The sequence below is a fragment of the Anaerobacillus sp. 63XJN7_4_ISO-PGPR-S23-413 genome (assembly GCF_056173725.1).
This window is the reverse complement of record NZ_CM149688.1, coordinates 1965892-1984025: the sequence shown is the minus strand read 5'-3', so window position 1 is coordinate 1984025 and position 18134 is coordinate 1965892. Positions and strand designations below refer to the sequence as shown.

Below are 18134 nucleotides of genomic sequence, written 5' to 3'. Positions count from 1 at the left end.
GAAACGCATTTCACCGGGGGATTTTTTTAGTTGCGATCGTAAACGACAAAATCGAAAGCGTGTTTATTTCTCTCATCACGTGAATGTTTTTCGCGCGAAGTTTCTTTCCAATCATCTTGAGAGAAATCGGGAAAATAAGTATCTCCATCAAACGATTCATGAATCTCAGTAATGTACAGGCGATCAGCATGCGGAAGCAGCTGACGATAGATTTCAGCGCCACCTATAACGAACCAATCTTTTTCCTCACGCTTTGAAAGTTCCAGAAACTCCTCTACAGAATGCAGTACAGTAACCTTTTCATATTCCAGGTCTTTTCTAGTAATTAGATAATTATCACGGCCGGGTAACGTTTTGCCAATTGATTCGAATGTTTTTCTTCCCATAACGATCGATTTTCCAGTCGTCATGCGTTTAAAATAAGCGAGATCAGCTGGCAAATGCCAAGGCAGATCATTGTCTTTCCCAATTAACTGCTTTTCATCCATTGCTAGAAGAAATGATATCATACCGACACCTCTCCTTTAATATGTGGATAAGGATTGTAATCCGTTAACTCAAAATCATCAAATGAGAAATCAAAAATTGATTTCACGTCTGGATTAATTTTCATTTTTGGAAGGTCTCTAGGTTCACGAGTGAGCTGAAGGTTGACCTGCTCAATATGATTGTTATAAATATGCGCATCACCTAGCGTATGAATAAATTCACCTGGCTCTAAATCACACACCTGCGCCATCATCATCGTGAGAAGCGCGTAGGATGCGATATTGAAAGGCACCCCAAGGAACACATCAGCAGAACGTTGATAAAGCTGACAAGAAAGCTTACCATCAGCAACGTAAAACTGGAAAAGACAGTGACATGGAGGTAAAGCCATATTATCGACTTCTGAAGGGTTCCATGCTGTTACAATCATTCTTCTTGAATTCGGGTTAGTTTTAATTTGCTCAACTACTTTTGCAATTTGATCAACGGTTGATCCGTCCGCGCCCGTCCACGAGCGCCATTGATGACCATAAACTGGACCAAGCTCACCATCTTCATCAGCCCATTCATTCCAGATGCGCACACCATTATCCTGAAGATACTTTACATTGGTGTCTCCATTTAAAAACCAAAGAAGCTCATGAATAATTGATCTTAAGTGAAGTTTTTTGGTAGTTAAAGCTGGAAAACCTTCTTGTAAATCAAACCTCATTTGATGTCCAAATACACTGACCGTCCCCGTGCCTGTCCGATCAGATTTCTTAGTTCCGTTATGTAAAATTTCTTCGCATAGCTGCAAATAAGTCTTCATCGTACTCCTCCTTCAATTCTCTAATGATCATTGTAACATGAAGAAAGATGAGAAGTAACTTGCGAATTGTATGTAAAAAACAGCCAAAAAGCACATTTTCCTTGGGCAAACATACTGTATAACAGAAATGTTGGAAAGGATGAAATAACCATGGCGAAAGGCGATAAATTGCCCAAACTGTTTCAAGACCCTGCTATTCAAAATTGGATGAACACCTTTGATGATTTCTTTAAAGAGCCATTTGCGAATCTTCTACCAGCTCAGTCGTTTCGGGTTGATCTTTATGAAACGGAGGATGCATTTATTGTTGAAGCAGAGTTACCTGGTATCACAAAGGAGCAAATTAAAGTGGAACCACTTGGAGATGGTCTTCGGATTTCCATTGAATCTAAAGAATTTCATGAGTCACGAAACGATAAACAAAAATATTACAAACAAGAACGGTCCTATTCAAGTACTAGTCGCACCATTAAGCTTCCCTTTCACTTTTCCATGAAAAATGTGAAAGGAAAATACGAAAATGGTGTTCTAGAAATTAAAATACCCAAATCTGATCGCATACGTACCGATTCGAATTATATTAACATCGACTAAAAAAGCGCAGGGCCAAGGCCTGCGCTTTTTCTTCTTACATACTCCAGTCTATAAAGGCGTTTCCTTCAAGGAACCGCTCACAATCCATAGCCGCCATACACCCTGTGCCTGCTGCTGTGATCGCTTGACGGTAAGTGAAATCCTGTACATCTCCACATGCAAATACACCAGGGACATTCGTTTTTGTCGTTCCTGGTTCTACTTGAACGTAACCTTTATCATCCATATTAATTTTACCCGCGAGAAAATCAGTGTTTGGACGATGGCCAATCGCAACAAATATGCCATCTGTCTTAACGAACTCCTCTTCTCCCGTATCACTATTCTTTACTTTAATACCGCTCACTTTATTGTTTTCTGCTACAACCTCTAGCGGGGAAGCATTCAGCTTCCAGCTAATTTTATCATTAGAGCGAGCACGCTCCTGCATAATTTTTGATGCGCGAAGTTCTTTCCTCCTGTGAAGAACAGTAACTTCTGAAGCGAATTTCGTTAAGAAAGTCGCTTCTTCCATAGCTGAGTCTCCTCCACCAATCACAACGATTTTTTTACCACGGAAGAAAAAGCCGTCACACGTTGCACATGTACTCACACCTCGACCCATATTCTCTGATTCTCCTGGTATACCTAGAAGCTTTGCTGAAGCACCAGTCGAAATCAAAACAGACTCCGCCATAATATCCCCGAGAGTATCTGTTTTTAATTTAAAGGGACGCTCATTAAAATCAATATCCTTCACCCATCCTCGCTCAATTGTAGCGCCGAACCTAAGCGCCTGCTTCTTCATATTTTCCATCAATTCTGGACCGAGAACGCCATCTGGAAAACCGGGAAAGTTCTCAACATCTGTTGTTAACGTAAGCTGACCACCAGGTTCCGGTCCCTCAATGACGAGCGGCTCCATATTAGCCCTCGCAAGATAAATGGCTGCTGTTAAACCCGCTGGTCCTGTTCCTACAATAACTGCTTTATGCATAATGACCCTCCTCTATCGACTTCATTATGTTATTTTTCCTAATTATATAGAAATAAACCCTTCTCTTACAAATTATATGGGTATCCATCAATTTGTTTCTTGATCTTATGCAAATGGTTGTTCATTTTCACACCTTCTTGATAGAATAGAAACAGTCTTGTAATAGTAAGGAAAACCCGAGGTGAATAAAAGATGAATCCAATAGTTGAATTCTGCATGAGCAATCTTTCGAGCGGTTCACATAAAGCAATGGAAAAACTAGAAAAAGATACAGATCTTGATGTGCTCGAATATTCTTGTCTTGGTCACTGCACACTTTGTAGCCAGGATATTTACTGTCTCGTTAACGGCGAGCGCGTTACTGCCGAAACGCCCGATGAGCTAGTTGATAACGTCTACCAGTTCATCGAAGAAAATCCGATGTTTTAACCGAATTTGGACATACTAATAAGTGAATCCAATTAGAGGAGGAGCTTACATGAAAAATCGAAACGCGTATGATCCGAAAGTCGGTGTGCAAGGTGAAAAAGAAGGCGAAGACGCTCTTCTTATGAATAAAAAAAGAGGCCCGCAAAATGCGCGCCCTAAAAAAAAGTAAAAGCCGCTTTATGCGGCTTTTTATTATGCTATGCGAAACCGAAAAGTAAACCAGAAGTCTTCATTGAGTGAGGTGCCGGTAGCAATAATATGCTGCTCTCCTTCATCATCAAGCGTAATCCAGCTATGATGCTCATCTTTATAAACTGGATAGAAATGACCTTCCTTAAATAATTTACGATTCAATACACTTTCTGAGCCGGTTAAAGGCTCTTCTTCGAAAACATCTCTAATACATTGTACAAGTTCCATCTATGTTGTGATCCTCCCTTAATCTCCAACCAAAAACACCCCGCGCACCTCTCTTACGAGAGCCACTTAGGCGGAGTGTTTTTATCCCAATAAATCTTACCTACTTCATAATGTTCTTCAAAATCATCATTCGCTGCATGGTAATGAAAATTAAACCAATAGCCATCTTGTGGGGGATGATCTCTTCTCACATGAAAACGCAATAAGTCTTCCCCACTCTGTTGATTATATACATGAAGAATACGTTCTCCGTATCCACCAGAAGGGTTGTCTGTCAAACGAAGTGACCTTAATGTATCCTCATCCAGATTTTCCACTGAGGTAGCGATCGCTTCTGTCATTTTAGGTACAATTGCATCTCGATACTCGTTACCGACTCGAGTTGAGATCGTTTCACCGAATTTTGTTAGCCCGAGTTGCTCGGATTGATTGCTTGCATAGCTTACAAAATGCGTCAGGAGTTCAGAAGAAGAAGCGTCCTGAGCTATGATGGGCCAATCATACTGATCAACAAGAGGCTCTATCGCCTTATCAGGCTCGTCCCTCGGCTCAATAAGAAGATGGTTTTCTTCTTGATAATTTTCTGATGACTCTGTTTTGTCATCTGCTAGATATCCAGTAGGAACCACAGTTCCAAGTGTAATAACAGCAACAAATGCTACAAATAACTTTCTCATCCAAAGAGGGAATTTCATTATGTGCACCTGACTTTCGAAGATCAATAGTTAGTATTATTCTCGCATGATCTTCTCAAAAAAGCCAGAAGTTTAGACGATTTTTCATTAATTTTCATTTGGCTATGGTAACGAAGCTTTTCATTCAAAAAGGCTCTTTTTTAAAAGATTGTTGCTTTCGAAACAATTGTTGAATTAAACACTAAACTTCGCTGATTGGAGCGGAAGGATGCTAACCGCCTGCCCCGCGAAAAACGAGCATCCCTGAGCGAAAATTCACCCACTATAGCAACAATGTCTACGAAAGAGCCTTTAAAAAAGAGCGCTTCATGTAAGCGCTCCATCTATTAACAAGTAAACATATCAATTCTTCTCAAACTTATGCCTGTATACACCCACCTTCTACCGGTCCAGCGAAACCCTGAAACAGAAGTACGCCCTACATAAACTGGCCAAAACCAAAATGAATTGCCGCCTCTCATCCAAATATAAGTAAACCGATACATACACCTTCTAATGGATCCCGGATCTACAGCAAATGTTCCAGCTTGTGCTGACTGTGGTCTAGGAGGCGGTGATGCTGGTGGGCTCGATGTTGGAGCTACGGGTTGCTGACGGTAGGCATCTGTGTTGTCATAATGATAAGCAATGTGCTCATGTTCTTCATAATACATTCGGTCCATCCCCTCTCTTATACAGTCACTGTATGCTGTATTCTGATGAGACGTACCGAATTGAAAACAACAAAAAAAGCATCTCTTTGAGTATGCTTGAGTCAAAAAGTCTATGGAAATTTAGTTGGTGACCCGTACGGGAATCGAACCCGTGATACCGCCGTGAAAGGGCGGTGTCTTAACCGCTTGACCAACGGGCCAAAAAAATGGAGCGGGTGATGGGGATCGAACCCACGACATCAGCTTGGAAGGCTGAGGTTTTACCACTAAACTACACCCGCAAAGATGGAGGAGGAAGAGGGATTCGAACCCCCGCGGGCGACTAAGCCCCTGTCGGTTTTCAAGACCGATCCCTTCAGCCAGACTTGGGTATTCCTCCAAAAACATGAAAATATATATGGTGGAGCCTAGCGGGATCGAACCGCTGACCTCCTGCGTGCAAGGCAGGCGCTCTCCCAGCTGAGCTAAGGCCCCAATATGGTGCGCCCGAGAGAAGTCGAATCCCTAACCTTCTGATCCGTAGTCAGACGCTCTATCCAATTGAGCTACGGGCGCATATTCTATGGTGCGGGTGAAGGGACTTGAACCCCCACGTCGTAAGACACTAGATCCTAAGTCTAGCGCGTCTGCCAATTCCGCCACACCCGCATGTGTGGTGCCGGCCAGAGGACTTGAACCCCCAACCTACTGATTACAAGTCAGTTGCTCTACCAATTGAGCTAGGCCGGCATAATTTAATGAAAGTCATCAAAAATAAATGGTGGAGGATGACGGGCTCGAACCGCCGACCCTCTGCTTGTAAGGCAGATGCTCTCCCAGCTGAGCTAATCCTCCATTAAACAGCGACTTCATTATTATACAATAACTTCTTTTGCCTCGTCAACACTTTTTTTAATGTATTTTTTCAAGGACAAGACCTATCTTATCACCGACCCCAAAAAAACACAACCCTTTTTCACAAAAAAATTATTCCCCATAGTTAAGCACTCCATTTTTGACATAGAAAAAAAGCAGGGAGCGCTCTCCCCTGCTTATACTGGCGTTTGAATAAGTGGTTTTTTCTTTTTATTTTGGCGGAGTATTGGTCTTTTTTTAGTCACCATTTCAGAATCATATTTTCGGTACTCTTTCATGTCGGTTGATTCCCGCAAAAGCTGATCTTCAACATAGTGACGCTTTCTTTTCAAAAAAACCCCTCCTCATAAGTAATAATTCTCAATACCCTATTTTTCTGTTGTTAAACCCGAATCTTTTTCACCATCGATCTATCGGCAAAAGTTACAGGTAACACATAATTTATTCACTTAGAGCGCAATTATGCTTCATCCAGATTAAATTGGTAATAATTTTCCTGATCTTCTCCTGACCTCTCAACAAAAGTAACTTCTCCATTTTGTGAAACCATAATAACAGTTTGCGCCCTCGTTCCGTAATGATCCGACTTAATAAAAACGGGTGAAAGCATCCTTTCCCATTCAATCGGCACGCCTGTCTGTGGTAATAAATAATCAGGTGCAGGCTCAGCATGAGAAAGCATTTCAAAAAGACGATTTTGATCGAGGTTCTTTTCTGCACTTAAATAGTGTTTCAATTCTTCTTTAAGCTGCTCAACCTTTGGCCAGCTCGTATTCAGTAAGTGATTACTTACAGCGTGAACACCGTTCTCTAGTTTTGAAATTTGATCCTGCCGGTTTGAATAATAATAAAGGCTCTTAAAATCTCCTATGATTAAATTAAATCCATTGTACTGATCTTTCTTTTGTCGAACCATTTCTAGGTATGATAATGGGGATTGATGATCACGTAAGTAATCGGCCGTTAGATCACCCCTTGATAGACTTTTAGGCTGCTCATTCGCTTCTCGATAATTCGTAAGGGCTGCAATTCTTCCGTTTGTTGTAACCCCTAGCCATGTTCCCATAGCCTTTAAATCACGCCCCGCAAGTAGTTCTGGTACATCTTCCCAATAGTTCGCAGGTTTTGTTGGACGCTCGTAGAATTCATCTCGGTTGGCTACGAGTATAAATGGGTATGTAGGATGAACATTTTGAGCTACAGCAATTAAGCACATCTTAACGCGCCTCCTCTCTCGTTTCACTGTAAGAAAAAACGCAGCGTTAGCCGCTGCGTTACGATTGGATCATACGAACTTCTTCTTCACATGCAGAAGAACAATAATGGTTATACTCCTCTTTGCAAGAATCACAGACGATGTGAAGCTTGTCACACTGTACATTAGCACAATTGATATAAGTATCTGCTGGCTCCTCACAATGATAGCATTTCCCTACAACTGTATCTTCATCGGTACGGTTTACATTAACAGCAAGACGATCATCAAATACAAAGCACTTGCCATCAAAATATTTCCCCTGTACCTCCGGGTCTTTACCATACGTTACAATTCCTCCATGAAGCTGTGAAACGTCGGAAAAACCTTTTTTCATTAAGTAACCAGAAAATTTCTCACAGCGAATTCCACCTGTACAATAAGTTAGTACTTTCTTATCTTTTTGGTCCGAAAGATTTTGTTCAATCCAGTCTGGAAGATCACGAAAAGCCTTTATATCAGGACGAATTGCATTGCGAAAATGACCAATATCGTACTCATAATCATTTCTTGCATCGATAACAATTACATCATCATCTTCTAATGCTTCCATAAATTCCTTTGGCTCAAGATAATTCCCGGTTATTTCTTTCGGGTTTACATCTTCCTCAAGCTTTAGTGAAACAATTTCTTCGCGCGGACGTACGTGCATCTTTTTAAAGGCATGACCTTCTGCTTCATCAATTTTGAAAGCCATATCACGAAAGCGTTCATCTGCTTTTAGTTCGTCCATGTAGCGCTCAGTATCCTCAACGGTTCCTGAAACCGTTCCATTAATGCCCTCTTTGCCTACAAGGACTCGACCTTTTAAATTGAGTGATTGACAATACTTAAGATGCTTTCGAGCAAAATAATCCGGATCTTCTATTTCTACATATTGATAATATAACAGCACTTGATATGCTGAAGCTTCTGATTGCAAATCAAAAACCACCCTTTACGTCTTCTTCAATCAAGCTCTAATCCAAGAGCCTAAATCAATACTATATCTTACCGGATTCGAAGTCTGATGTAAAGAAGATTACCTTGATGGGAAGTAGTCGTCTTTAAGCTTTTCGATTTCGATAAGAGATGCTTCGGCCCATCTTCCGCCTTCGTGCTTGAGCTCTGCGGATTGTGTTTCAAGCGCTTCCTTGAGTGAATCATGATAATCAGGAATATTTCCTTCGTAATGATTAATGGCTGACATTGGAACGAGCGCTTTCTCGAATTGGGCTAACGCTTTTCGCTGGTGAAAAAGAGGAACATCGAGCTGTTTGGGATTATGAAGGTCTCCCTGAGTTGGATGCTTGATGACAGCAAGAACTTTAATCACAGCTTTGGGGGACTTCATATCGACGACTTCTCCAATATATCTCCCCGTTTTATAACCTGCCGTTACTATTTCTCCTGGCTGAAACGTTTTTTTCTCTGACATAGTCGCTTCACTCCTTCATCTAACTGTGTGTACACGTCGATGATATCATAAAATCCTCCTTTATCAGGAGGATTTTATCTTGTGAAGACATGTTTCCCAATCTCTTTGATGATATGCCTTGTACGAATCCAATCGTCTGTTGCAATATCAGGATTGTAATAAAACAAAGCTCCTGAGCTTGGGTCTCTACCACTAAGGGCCGCATAGACAGCCTTATATGATTCTGCTCCTGGCTTTTGATCATATTGACCGTCAGATACTGCAGTATAAGCACCACTTTCAAAAATCACTTCTTTAATGCTATTTGGAAATCTTGCAGAAAGTGTTCGATTGACTGTTACAGCAGCTACCGCTACTTTCCCTTCAAACGATTCACCTCTTGCTTCTCCATTAACCAATTTGGCCAACATTTCAATTTCTTCTACAGAATAGTTCGATACAGTAAATTGATCCTTTGTTACTTTCTTAACATCATTCATATTTTTAACAGGAAGGTTAAGCAATAAGGCAACCTCCTGTTTCGTTTCTGGTTCAGATAAAGTTTCGTTTAATACAACTTCTTCATTAACCTCATTCTCAATCTTAGGCTTTACTTTCATCAATGATACGGCCGCTACCTGATGAGTTTGTGCAGAAAACAGAGCAAAAAAGAGGCTCATCATCATCATAGCAATGATCGTTTTGTTCATATATCTCATCCTTTCAGTAGCTTTTTGCCACGCCATAAAGGATAGAGGAAGGACAGGTCCCTTTCAATAGGGAGTCACAGGGATGTCTTCCACATATGAGAACAAAAAGAAACTCCTTCCAAAAGGGAAGGAGTAAGATAATTAGTCTTGAAATTGCTTCATTGCAAGAACTTGTAACGATAATTCATCACTCGGAGGATTGTGAAGCCCCGCTCTAACGTCTCGATAAAGTCGTTCCAGATGATTCTTCTTCATTAAGCTTCGTGCTCCTACAATACGCATTGAAAGATCAACAACTTCCAGTGCAGCGTTCATTGCTTGCGTTTTGGCAGCGAAAAGCTGTCCCTGCATGTTCATCCGCTCTTCTGGGTAACGATCCCACTGCTCTGCAACCGAATATAGAAAATGACGTGCTGCCATTAATGAAAGTCCGATTCGTCCAAATTTATCTTGAATGTGCGGTACATCTTTTAGTGGCACATCAAGTGTGTTCGGTTGGTAAGAAGACACAAATTGAACTGCCTCTTCCCGTGCTGCCTCTGCTATTCCCATGTATACAGCGGGAATATGGAGCAACCAGGCCGGAGGTAATGAAGCTGTTTTCCGATTTTTATCATAAGTTTCAAGGAGCGCATTAGAAGGAACAAATACGTCAGTCAATACAAGGTCATCACTACGGGTACCTCTCATGCCTAGCACATCCCAAGTCCCTTCAAGTTCTACACCTTCTTGACTCATGGACACTAAGAAATCTGTAGGGACACCTTCGCACGTTGCTTTGACAATCACTTGATTAAGGTGAGGACTTAATGTTGTAAATGTTTTTCGACCAGTTATTTTATATCCTCCTTCGACCGCAGTCGCGATCGTAGCAGGCATACCACCTCGAGTTGGGTCACCTGTCTCCTCTTCTGTTTGAGCTCGATTTATGAGCGTACCATCCACAACATGACGACAAAGCCTTTCATAAGTTGAAGCATTCCATGGCCTACGATCGCTTAAATCTTTTAGTACTCCCAGATGCCAGCCGAGTGATAGCGCACCAGACCCTTCTCCTTTACCAAGCTCTTCCTGAACAAGGACAAGCTCATAAAGAGAAAGACCACCACCTCCAAATTCTTCAGGGATCGTAAGTGAAGTAAAGCCTGATTCTTTCATACTTGCTATAATGGAATCAGGAATATACGCTTCCTGATCAATATGTGTGGCACTCTCCTTAAGTTCTGCTCGATGTTTATTAGCTAATTCGAGCAGCTTATGATCACGCTCATTTCGAACAAATTTATCAATCATTCTAAGACACCCTCTTTCACCAAAGTCATTAATCTATCATCAAGATGATGGAATATTCAGAAGTTCATCAATACGCTCCTGTTCAAATCCAATAATGACTTCGCCGTCGATGACAATCGTTGGGGTAGACATAGAACCGTGATCATGAATCAATTCATTGCGCGCAGCAACGTTTTCTTTTATGTTTAGTAGCTCATATTTCACTTCATGCATTTGAAAATAATTTTTCACAAACTCACATGGTGGACATGCCGGTTGTGTATACAATTTGACTTTTTTCATTTTGTTCACTTCCTATCACTAATTTACAAGTAATTCCGTTTAAAACATACCACCCTACTTTGCATCTTTCAACTATTTCAGTTAGGTGAGTTTGCTCGATTCACTCAAAGGGAATTGTTTTGCTGAAGGTGTTTTGAAACTTTTCACGAAATCTATTCGTATAGAATGATAGAAGAATAATTTAACGAATTCATTCAATTGAAGGAGTGACATATATGAGTAATCAACCTGAGAAAATCAACTCACAACGTGAAAAGGCTGAAGAGATCATTCAAAGCTTTTATCATGAAGACGATACAGATAAGATTCTCCAGTCATTATCAGGGCTTGGTGAAGATGCCCAGCGCAACGCTGGGGAATCCCTTGAAGCATTGAAGCGTCCTGTAAAGGGCATGATTGACCAACCGAATAACGACTTACCTGATAACTTACACAAACTCAGAGAGCATGTCTCAGACTTAGAGCCCTCTTATTTGCAAAAGAGTAAATTCAATAAACTGCTAAATCGAGTAATGGGGCGAAACGAAGTCGAGCAATATGCGAAGAAATACAAAACGGTCGAATCCCAAGTAGAAGTTATTGTTGAATCACTTTTAACTGGTAAAGATAAGCTACAAGAAGATAATGTTATGTTAAAAGAACTAAAGGATGTAGCAAAAGACCGCATTGTCGGACTGGAAGATCAGATGGAGCTAGGTCAGACGCTTATGACGATGCTTGAGGAGGAAGCCGCTAAAGACGAATGGAAAGAGAACCCTCTTCCCCTACAAAAGGCTCAACAAAAAGTCGTTAGCCGAGTGAAAAATATGTCACAGGCTGTCATGGTCTTAAGACAATCCATGGCATCGGTTGATTTGATCATGGAAAACAACGAAAAGCTAGAAGAAGCTATTTTTAATGCAGTGACGATGACCAAAAACATCATTACCGTAACAGCTTCCATTCAGCTGGCTCTCGGAAACCAACAAAAAGTGATTTCAGCTGTACAAAATGTGAACCAGGCAACCGAATCGATGCTTCTGAAAAACGCTGAGATGCTGAAACAAAATACAGAAGAAACGGTTAAAACACTTGAAAAGCCAGCGATTGCGATTGAATCCTTCCGCAAAGCTTATCAAGATGTGTTTGAAGCCATTGATTTAACAGAAAAATCAAACGTACGTATTATCGATAGTGGGAAGAAGTTTATAACAGAAATGGATCAATTAAATAAAGAAATGAAATCCAAATTAGATAGCTCAACAGAGAGGCAGAAACAGCTCTCTGAGGCAGCCGATCGACTTTGACGATAGGAGGTAATGGCATGGGGCTTTTCGATTCTTCTGAACCCCAGTGGCTTGAAAAGCTTTTACCACCGCAATTTAAAACGGTGGAAGCATCACTTCTTCAGGATGCGAGCACCACAAGCTTCCTTTCATATGCTGAACAATTGTTAGATGAATTTATAGATAAACTCGATCCTTCGGAGAATAAGCCACAAAAATGGAAGCGTACTGAGAGAGGTTTTACGATTTATTTAAAAATCAGGCGAAATCTCATCCTTTTCTCTGGATATGATAGTCAAAAAAACAGAACGTCAACTCCTAAGAAGTTTTTTATCCAATGGGAACGACAAATCATTGAGAAAAAAGACGCAGGTAAATGTAAACAAGGTACCATTCTCATTAATGATCGTGGTCGAATCATCAAACGCAGTATAAAACGATCACCATTTTTCACAGGAATTTTTCAACGAATGAAGCTTTTAGATTTAGCGTTACTAGGATCCATTGCTTCCCAATCAGAAACAGGGTCAATTGATCCCCTCTTGAAGGAACAGATTAATCAGCTTGAACGAATTTCGACACATCCGTTAATCAACGGGGTTATTTATTCTAGAACAGTTAGACTCATTCAATTATTCAAGCAAATCTCACCCGAACTTGAACCGCTTGACCTTGAAGAACGTCATATTGTGAAAAGAATGCTTTCAACTGAACTGCCAGATTTACTTACAGGATATATCGCACTTTCACAAGAAAACAAAGAATTACGCCATCGCGATTTGTTTCAAGCTCTTTGTCAGATGGAGTTAGCGCTTCATGAATACATGGAGAAAATTGAAAAGCACCGTCTCTCCAAGGTAGATCACCTTCTTAAAGTAAACAAAATAAGATATGACAAATAAAAGCTAGCTGTCAAATGGACAGCTAGCTTTTTCGATTATACTTCTTGCCCGATATGCTCCTGCATGAGTTTTTGCAAACGCTCATCGACTTCTTCTTGAGTTAATCCGTGCTCTGCTACGTAACGATTACGTGGCGATGTGCGACACTCATGTGAACAGCCTCGTAAATATTTATGCTCGTTCTCCTCAGATGTAATAATTTGCTTATTACATTCAGGCCTTGCACAATTAACATAGCGTTCACAAGGTTCACCCGTAAAGTAATCTTTACCGACCACAGTGTGGTCTTTTTGATTAATCGGAACAGTTATTCGGCCATCAAACACATAGCACTGTCCATCCCATAGTTCACCTTTCGTCTCTTCATCCTGACCATAAGTAACAATTCCACCATCAAGCTGGTTAACATCTTCAAAACCTTGTTTAACCATCCAGCCAGTGAACTTTTCACAGCGAATCCCGCCTGTGCAGTAGGTTAGGATTTTCTTATCTTTTTGGTCTGCAAGGTTTTCTTGAACCCACTCAGGAAGATCTCGGAAATTCTTAATATCTGGTCGAATGGCACCACGGAAATGACCGACATCATACTCGTAATCATTTCGGGTATCAAGAATAATCACATCATCCTGTTGCATCGCTTCGCGCCACTCTGCTGGCTTCAAGTGCTTTCCGCCAACTTCATTCGGATTATGATCATCATCAAGTCTAAGTGTCACTAGCTCTGATCTAAAGCGAACATGCATTTTTTTAAATGGATGTTCAGTCGCTTCATCAATTTTAAAGAACAAATCAGCAAAGCGCTCATCCGCATGCATCATATCCATATATTGCTGCGTTTCTTCTACTGTTCCAGAAAGAGTGCCATTAATGCCCTCTTCCGCAATTAGAATTCTTCCCTTCAGGTTGTGCTCCTTACAGAAGGCAAGATGCTCTTCTACATATTCTTCCGGTTGATCAATTTGTACATATTTATAAAACAATAATACGCGATAGTCTTTATTCATACTTCTATCTCCTTTATTTCACTGTTACCGTGTGGCCAGTCACTCTTCCGTTCCAAAATATTATTATAATAAAATTCTCAAGAAATGCAAAGAGTGTGCTTTCCATTTTCATATAAGTTCCGTTAGCTCCTTCGATAGATTGACCATTTTCTCCTAAGATGAGCATGCCCAAAAAACACGACGTTGTTAGCATACTACAGTAAAAAGTTTATGACAGTGAAAAACCTCACACTTTTTTAATAGCTGGTTCTACAACTACATTAACATTTCCTTTAATCGCTCTTGTAATCATACATCCCTCTTCTGCACGATGAGCAATGGAATGAATACGCTCTGTCATTTCTTCATCCGGCTCTTCCGCAAGATAGATGACTGGGTAATGGTGAATTGACTCTACGTGCAGCTTTCCGTTACCACTTACTTTAAGCTTAGAGGAAATTTTAACATCTTCGAAAGGAATGTGATTACGCTCCAAATAAAGTCCAATGGTCATGAAATAACAAGCGGCTGATGAACTTAACAGTAACTCATCAGGATTTGTTCCTTTCTCTCCGCCGCCCATCGACGTAGGGATCGATACTTCTGTTGTTAGGTTTTCAGTCTGAATCTTACCTTCGCCAGAAAGTCCACCCTTCCAGCTTCCTTGTAGTTCAAATATGTGATCCATTCTCAATTCCCTCCCATTAAGTAGAGACAAAACTCCACTCGAGTGAGTGGAGTTTGTCTTTAACAATATTGTTCAAAAGCTCCTGTCAAATTCGCAACGATTTCTTCCACTTCATGATCTTCGATTTCTTCTCTAGGAATGAAATGAAGCACCTGGCCGTCTTTTAAGAGAGCGATAGAAGGTGATGACGGCTCATATCCTTCCAAATATTCACGCATTTTACCTGTTGCTTCACGATCTTGTCCTGCAAAAACCGTCACAAGATGCTCAGGTTTTTTGTCATGTTCAATCGCTTCGCGAGCAGCTGGTCGAGCAAGACCTGCTGCACATCCGCAAACAGAATTAATGAAAACAAGTGATGTTCCCTTTTTTTCTGTAATAAAGCCGGATACTTCTTCCTCAGTCGTTAACTCTTCAAAACCAGCTGATGTTAACTCATCTCGCATCGGCTGTGCCATCTGGCGCATATATTCTTCGTATGGATTCATATCCTATACCTCCGTTAATTCGATTTTCTTGCTTGAGTCATTTGATGCCAGACAGAGCCTTTAGCTTCTTCTCCGCCTTTTATCCGTTCTAATGCCATACCCGCCTGCATCTTCACTTCAAATTCTGGATCGTCCATTGCTTGCTCAAGTGCTGGAATCGCCGTTTCATCGCCAACTTCATATAGAAACATAGCGGCCCTCCAACGAACAAGCTTATTTCGATCTTGCAACGATTCTATCATTTCAGGAATGGCTTCAACATGACCTAAATCTGACATGCAGTCGCCGGCTGTCCGCCTAACCGTAACAGATTTATCACGCAAAGCTTTATAAAGAAGCGGAAGAACATCCTTTGATTCAATCATACCAAGGTAAACAACCGCCAGGCGGCGTACAGAAGCTTTTTCATCGTGTAGCGCCTTCTCCAGTACCGGCAAATCATTCATTTCTGGATCCATGCGATCAAGTGCTGCGTATCTTACTTTCCAATCTGAGTCATCTAGCATTTCTAGTGTAACGACCTTTTTCTCTTGCTTTGGAGAAGCATTTTGATCTGAGAATGCTGCAGTAACAAGATCCGAAAGACGCTCTTCACTATACGTCGCCGCTATTTCTTCGGTAACTTCTTGTCCAACTTCTTCAGGTGATCCGTACCGTGGACTTTGTTCTTTCCATTCACGTTCCATCACCATGTTTTCAGAAGCTGAAGAGGCTTTCATAGCAGCTTCCATAAATCGGTCAGGCAAACCAAAACGATGCTCAGTCTCACCTTCTACAAGCTTCACCTGCATTGGAATACCGCGAAACATTTGAATAAACACATTCACTTCTCCAAAGTCTTCTATCGACGACTGATTTGTCGCGACGGATTCTTCATTAATCTCTCCGAATGCCTCACGAGCTTTTGGAAGTATCTCTTCCCATGAATATTTGGCATTCCGTTCTAGCGCGATAAAATCCATCACATGATAAAGACCTTTCACACCGGGAACGGCCATTAATTTTTGAATATAATCTGGAGCATTAGATATGTCAGTATCAAGCTTATACTGCCTTGTGTCTCCAGCTTCTAGCTCTTCACTTAAGTTAATTTTCATCGAATTTGGACTTGGTGTCGGTTCGATTGAAACAATCTTCATGCAATCGCCCCCTTCTAATCGTGATTTTATCATATGTAACAGCGCTGTACCATTACATTGAATTAAGGATCTAACTTCACTACAGAAACATTTTCTCTGTATTCTTTATAAAATGAAAGCACCTCATCCACATACTCATCACTCTGATTATAAGCGAATAAGGCACTCTTCAGTCTCCCCTCACTTGCACCATTAGCAGATAAGTAGCTAGCGGCAGTATAAGCAGCATCCGTCAGATTATATGGATCTGCCTTACCGTCTCCATTTCCGTCTTTCCCATACCCACCGTACTTTTGAATAAGATCTAAATTTGTAATATCAACTAGATCATCCTTATCCAGTTCTCCAAGACGACTACCCCCATAGCTCCAACCAATCCAGGTTAACGGCATAAACTGGTAATGGCCGATGGCACCCTTAGGGCTTTCTAATGTTGACATCGTCGAGAATTTTGTTTCAACGCGATGTACCGCTGCTAAAAGCTCCCATTGAACGTCGTATTCTTCACCAGCTTCTCTGTAAAGGTCGATATATTCCTCTGGAACTTCAGATTTTTTCAGCGGTTGGGAAAAAGAATCTGGTGTTTTCTGAAGAAATACACCTATTAACACACTAATAAAGATTGTTATGATAATTAAGCTTCCTAATCGCTTCACTTCCGTTCTTCCTTCCTACCGTCTTTCCTCTGGATCTATGAATTCCTCACTAGGAAGATGGATCCATTTACTTAAATATCCGTGATCATATAACGCTTTAATGAGAATGAGCAAAATCGGTGATAATACGACTCCTGCAATTCCAAATAGTGAAAGAGAAATAATCATAAATGAAAGAATTGTAAACGCAGATACACCTAGTGAATCTCCCGTAATTTTCGGCTCCATGATTTGTCTCACTAGCATAACCACCCCAAGTAGAATCAATAGGGATACTGCGAGAGAGGTTTGTCCTACCGCAAGAAGATAGATTGCCCATGGTATGAAGATCGCCGAAACGCCAAGAAGCGGAAGAAGATCGAAAAAAGCAGATAAAAGCGCGAGTGTGAATGCATTATCCACTCTTAATATCCATAGCCCGCATAGAACGAGTACAAATGTGATCGTAATAAGCTTTAGCTGCGCTTTTAAATACGCTCCGATTCCGCTTAATACATTTTCCTTCAGGAAGAAATAAGCCGTCTTAAATGTATTTGGTGTTCGCTTCGCCGCAATTCGCTTCCACATTTCAATCTCAATACTTAAAAAATACGCGAGAACAATTCCAATAATGAAATTAATCACAAGCGTTGGAATGGACGTCACAAAAGCAAACACGCTATTTAATAAAGTCGTCAACATAATGGATGCTTTCTCAACAAGCGTTAGTGAAAAATCTTGCGCCTTCTCTAGTACATCTGGAGGTAAGGCGTTTAACTGGAGCTGCCCCCAATGCACATAGTTCATAATTTGATCCTGGAATTTCGCAACGTATCCAGGAATAAGGCTGATTAAGTTTTGCAATTGAAGAACAAAAATCGCGCCTGCTAGAAAGACTACGCTCACCACGATTAATACGAAAACAAGCGTGGATATAGTAGTTGCAGCTGTTTTGCCTATTCCCTTCCGATTTAGAAACCGAGCGAAAGGTTCGATAACTAGAAAAATAATGTACCCTACGATAATCGGTGCTGCAATTTCAAATAAGAAACTCGAGACAAGCATAATTAAAAAAACCGTTAACACGATAAGTCCAATATCAAAAGCTGTTCGCGCATAACGCCGATACAAAGTTAGCATCCTGTCACCTCAATTTAGTAATCTTTCGTAAGCATA

At 40.9% G+C, this 18134-nt stretch carries 23 protein-coding genes and 8 tRNA genes; 4 read left to right on the top strand and 27 right to left on the bottom strand.

All coding sequences use genetic code 11. The features are described 5' to 3' along the window. Positions 1-26 precede the first annotated feature (26 nt). Together AC0VYO_RS10765 and AC0VYO_RS10760 are read right to left on the bottom strand one after the other, a co-directional pair. Positions 27-509: a dihydrofolate reductase gene (locus AC0VYO_RS10765; protein WP_475368972.1), complete on the bottom strand. Its 483-nt coding sequence runs from the start codon at positions 507-509 to the stop codon at positions 27-29. Beyond that, on the bottom strand, positions 506-1300 hold the full coding sequence (locus AC0VYO_RS10760; protein ID WP_475368971.1) for a thymidylate synthase: 795 nt from the start codon (positions 1298-1300) through the stop codon (positions 506-508). The genes AC0VYO_RS10765 and AC0VYO_RS10760 overlap by 4 nt, the downstream gene beginning before the upstream one ends. A gap of 150 nt (positions 1301-1450) precedes the next feature. Between AC0VYO_RS10760 and AC0VYO_RS10755 the strand changes: the two genes are divergently transcribed. Then, positions 1451-1894 (top strand): Hsp20/alpha crystallin family protein, encoded by a 444-nt coding sequence (locus AC0VYO_RS10755; RefSeq protein WP_194221578.1) that lies wholly within the window; start codon positions 1451-1453, stop codon positions 1892-1894. A gap of 34 nt (positions 1895-1928) precedes the next feature. Here AC0VYO_RS10755 and trxB read toward each other — a convergent pair whose 3' ends face one another. Further along, positions 1929-2870, bottom strand: a complete 942-nt coding sequence (gene trxB, locus AC0VYO_RS10750; RefSeq protein ID WP_430246303.1) for a thioredoxin-disulfide reductase — start codon at positions 2868-2870, stop codon at positions 1929-1931. A gap of 192 nt (positions 2871-3062) precedes the next feature. On the opposite strand from trxB, the gene AC0VYO_RS10745 reads away from it, so the two are divergent. Continuing rightward, on the top strand, positions 3063-3299 hold the full coding sequence (locus AC0VYO_RS10745) for a YuzB family protein (protein WP_226613011.1): 237 nt from the start codon (positions 3063-3065) through the stop codon (positions 3297-3299). A 192-nt stretch (positions 3300-3491) separates the two neighbouring features. Here AC0VYO_RS10745 and AC0VYO_RS10740 read toward each other — a convergent pair whose 3' ends face one another. From AC0VYO_RS10740 to AC0VYO_RS10655, 18 genes are all read right to left on the bottom strand, one after another. Further along, entirely contained in the window at positions 3492-3719 is a 228-nt protein-coding gene (locus tag AC0VYO_RS10740; protein WP_430246299.1) for a hypothetical protein, read from the bottom strand. A 53-nt stretch (positions 3720-3772) separates the two neighbouring features. Next, positions 3773-4396 carry a YpjP family protein gene (locus AC0VYO_RS10735; protein ID WP_475368970.1) on the bottom strand — a complete coding sequence of 208 codons (624 nt, stop codon included), beginning with the start codon at positions 4394-4396 and terminating at the stop codon, positions 3773-3775. A gap of 344 nt (positions 4397-4740) precedes the next feature. Further along, positions 4741-5067, bottom strand: coding sequence for a transporter (locus tag AC0VYO_RS10730; RefSeq protein ID WP_194221573.1), 327 nt, complete (start codon positions 5065-5067; stop codon positions 4741-4743). Positions 5068-5192: 125 nt separating this feature from the next. Next, positions 5193-5267 (bottom strand) — tRNA-Glu (locus AC0VYO_RS10725). Positions 5268-5274: 7 nt separating this feature from the next. After that, positions 5275-5348 (bottom strand) — tRNA-Gly (locus tag AC0VYO_RS10720). A gap of 5 nt (positions 5349-5353) precedes the next feature. After that, a tRNA-Ser gene (locus AC0VYO_RS10715) sits at positions 5354-5446 on the bottom strand. 19 nt (positions 5447-5465) lie between these two features. Then, positions 5466-5541, bottom strand: a tRNA-Ala gene (locus tag AC0VYO_RS10710). 4 nt (positions 5542-5545) lie between these two features. Continuing rightward, positions 5546-5622, bottom strand: a tRNA-Arg gene (locus AC0VYO_RS10705). An 8-nt stretch (positions 5623-5630) separates the two neighbouring features. After that, positions 5631-5715 (bottom strand) — tRNA-Leu (locus AC0VYO_RS10700). Positions 5716-5720: 5 nt separating this feature from the next. Next, a tRNA-Thr gene (locus tag AC0VYO_RS10695) sits at positions 5721-5796 on the bottom strand. A gap of 29 nt (positions 5797-5825) precedes the next feature. Beyond that, positions 5826-5901 (bottom strand) — tRNA-Val (locus tag AC0VYO_RS10690). A gap of 197 nt (positions 5902-6098) precedes the next feature. Further along, the gene (locus tag AC0VYO_RS10685) at positions 6099-6254 is read right to left on the bottom strand and encodes a hypothetical protein (protein ID WP_194221572.1); all 156 of its coding nucleotides are present in this window, start codon (positions 6252-6254) and stop codon (positions 6099-6101) included. A 128-nt stretch (positions 6255-6382) separates the two neighbouring features. Further along, positions 6383-7138, bottom strand: a complete 756-nt coding sequence (locus AC0VYO_RS10680) for an NRDE family protein (RefSeq protein ID WP_475368969.1) — start codon at positions 7136-7138, stop codon at positions 6383-6385. 58 nt (positions 7139-7196) lie between these two features. Next, a complete protein-coding gene (gene trhO, locus AC0VYO_RS10675) occupies positions 7197-8099 on the bottom strand; it encodes an oxygen-dependent tRNA uridine(34) hydroxylase TrhO (protein ID WP_475367344.1) in 903 nt (300 codons plus the stop codon). A gap of 99 nt (positions 8100-8198) precedes the next feature. Further along, positions 8199-8594 (bottom strand): kinase-associated lipoprotein KapB, encoded by a 396-nt coding sequence (kapB, locus tag AC0VYO_RS10670; RefSeq protein WP_430246290.1) that lies wholly within the window; start codon positions 8592-8594, stop codon positions 8199-8201. A gap of 74 nt (positions 8595-8668) precedes the next feature. Next, complete coding sequence (locus tag AC0VYO_RS10665; RefSeq protein ID WP_430246288.1) at positions 8669-9283, bottom strand: cell wall hydrolase; 615 nt, start codon at positions 9281-9283, stop codon at positions 8669-8671. Between the two features lie 141 nt (positions 9284-9424). After that, positions 9425-10576, bottom strand: coding sequence for an acyl-CoA dehydrogenase family protein (locus AC0VYO_RS10660; protein WP_430246285.1), 1152 nt, complete (start codon positions 10574-10576; stop codon positions 9425-9427). Between the two features lie 39 nt (positions 10577-10615). After that, on the bottom strand, positions 10616-10858 hold the full coding sequence (locus AC0VYO_RS10655; RefSeq protein ID WP_430246283.1) for a glutaredoxin domain-containing protein: 243 nt from the start codon (positions 10856-10858) through the stop codon (positions 10616-10618). Positions 10859-11073: 215 nt separating this feature from the next. On the opposite strand from AC0VYO_RS10655, the gene AC0VYO_RS10650 reads away from it, so the two are divergent. Together AC0VYO_RS10650 and AC0VYO_RS10645 are read left to right on the top strand one after the other, a co-directional pair. Beyond that, positions 11074-12144: a toxic anion resistance protein gene (locus AC0VYO_RS10650; protein ID WP_430246280.1), complete on the top strand. Its 1071-nt coding sequence runs from the start codon at positions 11074-11076 to the stop codon at positions 12142-12144. Between the two features lie 17 nt (positions 12145-12161). Continuing rightward, a complete protein-coding gene (locus AC0VYO_RS10645; RefSeq protein WP_475367342.1) occupies positions 12162-13025 on the top strand; it encodes a hypothetical protein in 864 nt (287 codons plus the stop codon). Between the two features lie 35 nt (positions 13026-13060). Here AC0VYO_RS10645 and trhO (AC0VYO_RS10640) read toward each other — a convergent pair whose 3' ends face one another. From trhO (AC0VYO_RS10640) to ytvI, 6 genes are all read right to left on the bottom strand, one after another. Continuing rightward, complete coding sequence (gene trhO / locus AC0VYO_RS10640; protein ID WP_194221563.1) at positions 13061-14029, bottom strand: oxygen-dependent tRNA uridine(34) hydroxylase TrhO; 969 nt, start codon at positions 14027-14029, stop codon at positions 13061-13063. A 226-nt stretch (positions 14030-14255) separates the two neighbouring features. Continuing rightward, positions 14256-14696 (bottom strand): OsmC family protein, encoded by a 441-nt coding sequence (locus AC0VYO_RS10635; protein WP_194221562.1) that lies wholly within the window; start codon positions 14694-14696, stop codon positions 14256-14258. A 59-nt stretch (positions 14697-14755) separates the two neighbouring features. Then, a complete protein-coding gene (locus AC0VYO_RS10630) occupies positions 14756-15184 on the bottom strand; it encodes a BrxA/BrxB family bacilliredoxin (protein ID WP_475368968.1) in 429 nt (142 codons plus the stop codon). A 14-nt stretch (positions 15185-15198) separates the two neighbouring features. After that, positions 15199-16323, bottom strand: a complete 1125-nt coding sequence (locus tag AC0VYO_RS10625) for a conserved virulence factor C family protein (RefSeq protein WP_475367339.1) — start codon at positions 16321-16323, stop codon at positions 15199-15201. Positions 16324-16385: 62 nt separating this feature from the next. Beyond that, on the bottom strand, positions 16386-16979 hold the full coding sequence (locus tag AC0VYO_RS10620; RefSeq protein ID WP_194221559.1) for a lytic transglycosylase domain-containing protein: 594 nt from the start codon (positions 16977-16979) through the stop codon (positions 16386-16388). 15 nt (positions 16980-16994) lie between these two features. After that, a complete protein-coding gene (ytvI, locus tag AC0VYO_RS10615; RefSeq protein ID WP_475368967.1) occupies positions 16995-18098 on the bottom strand; it encodes a sporulation integral membrane protein YtvI in 1104 nt (367 codons plus the stop codon). Between the last annotated feature and the right edge of the window lie 36 nt (positions 18099-18134).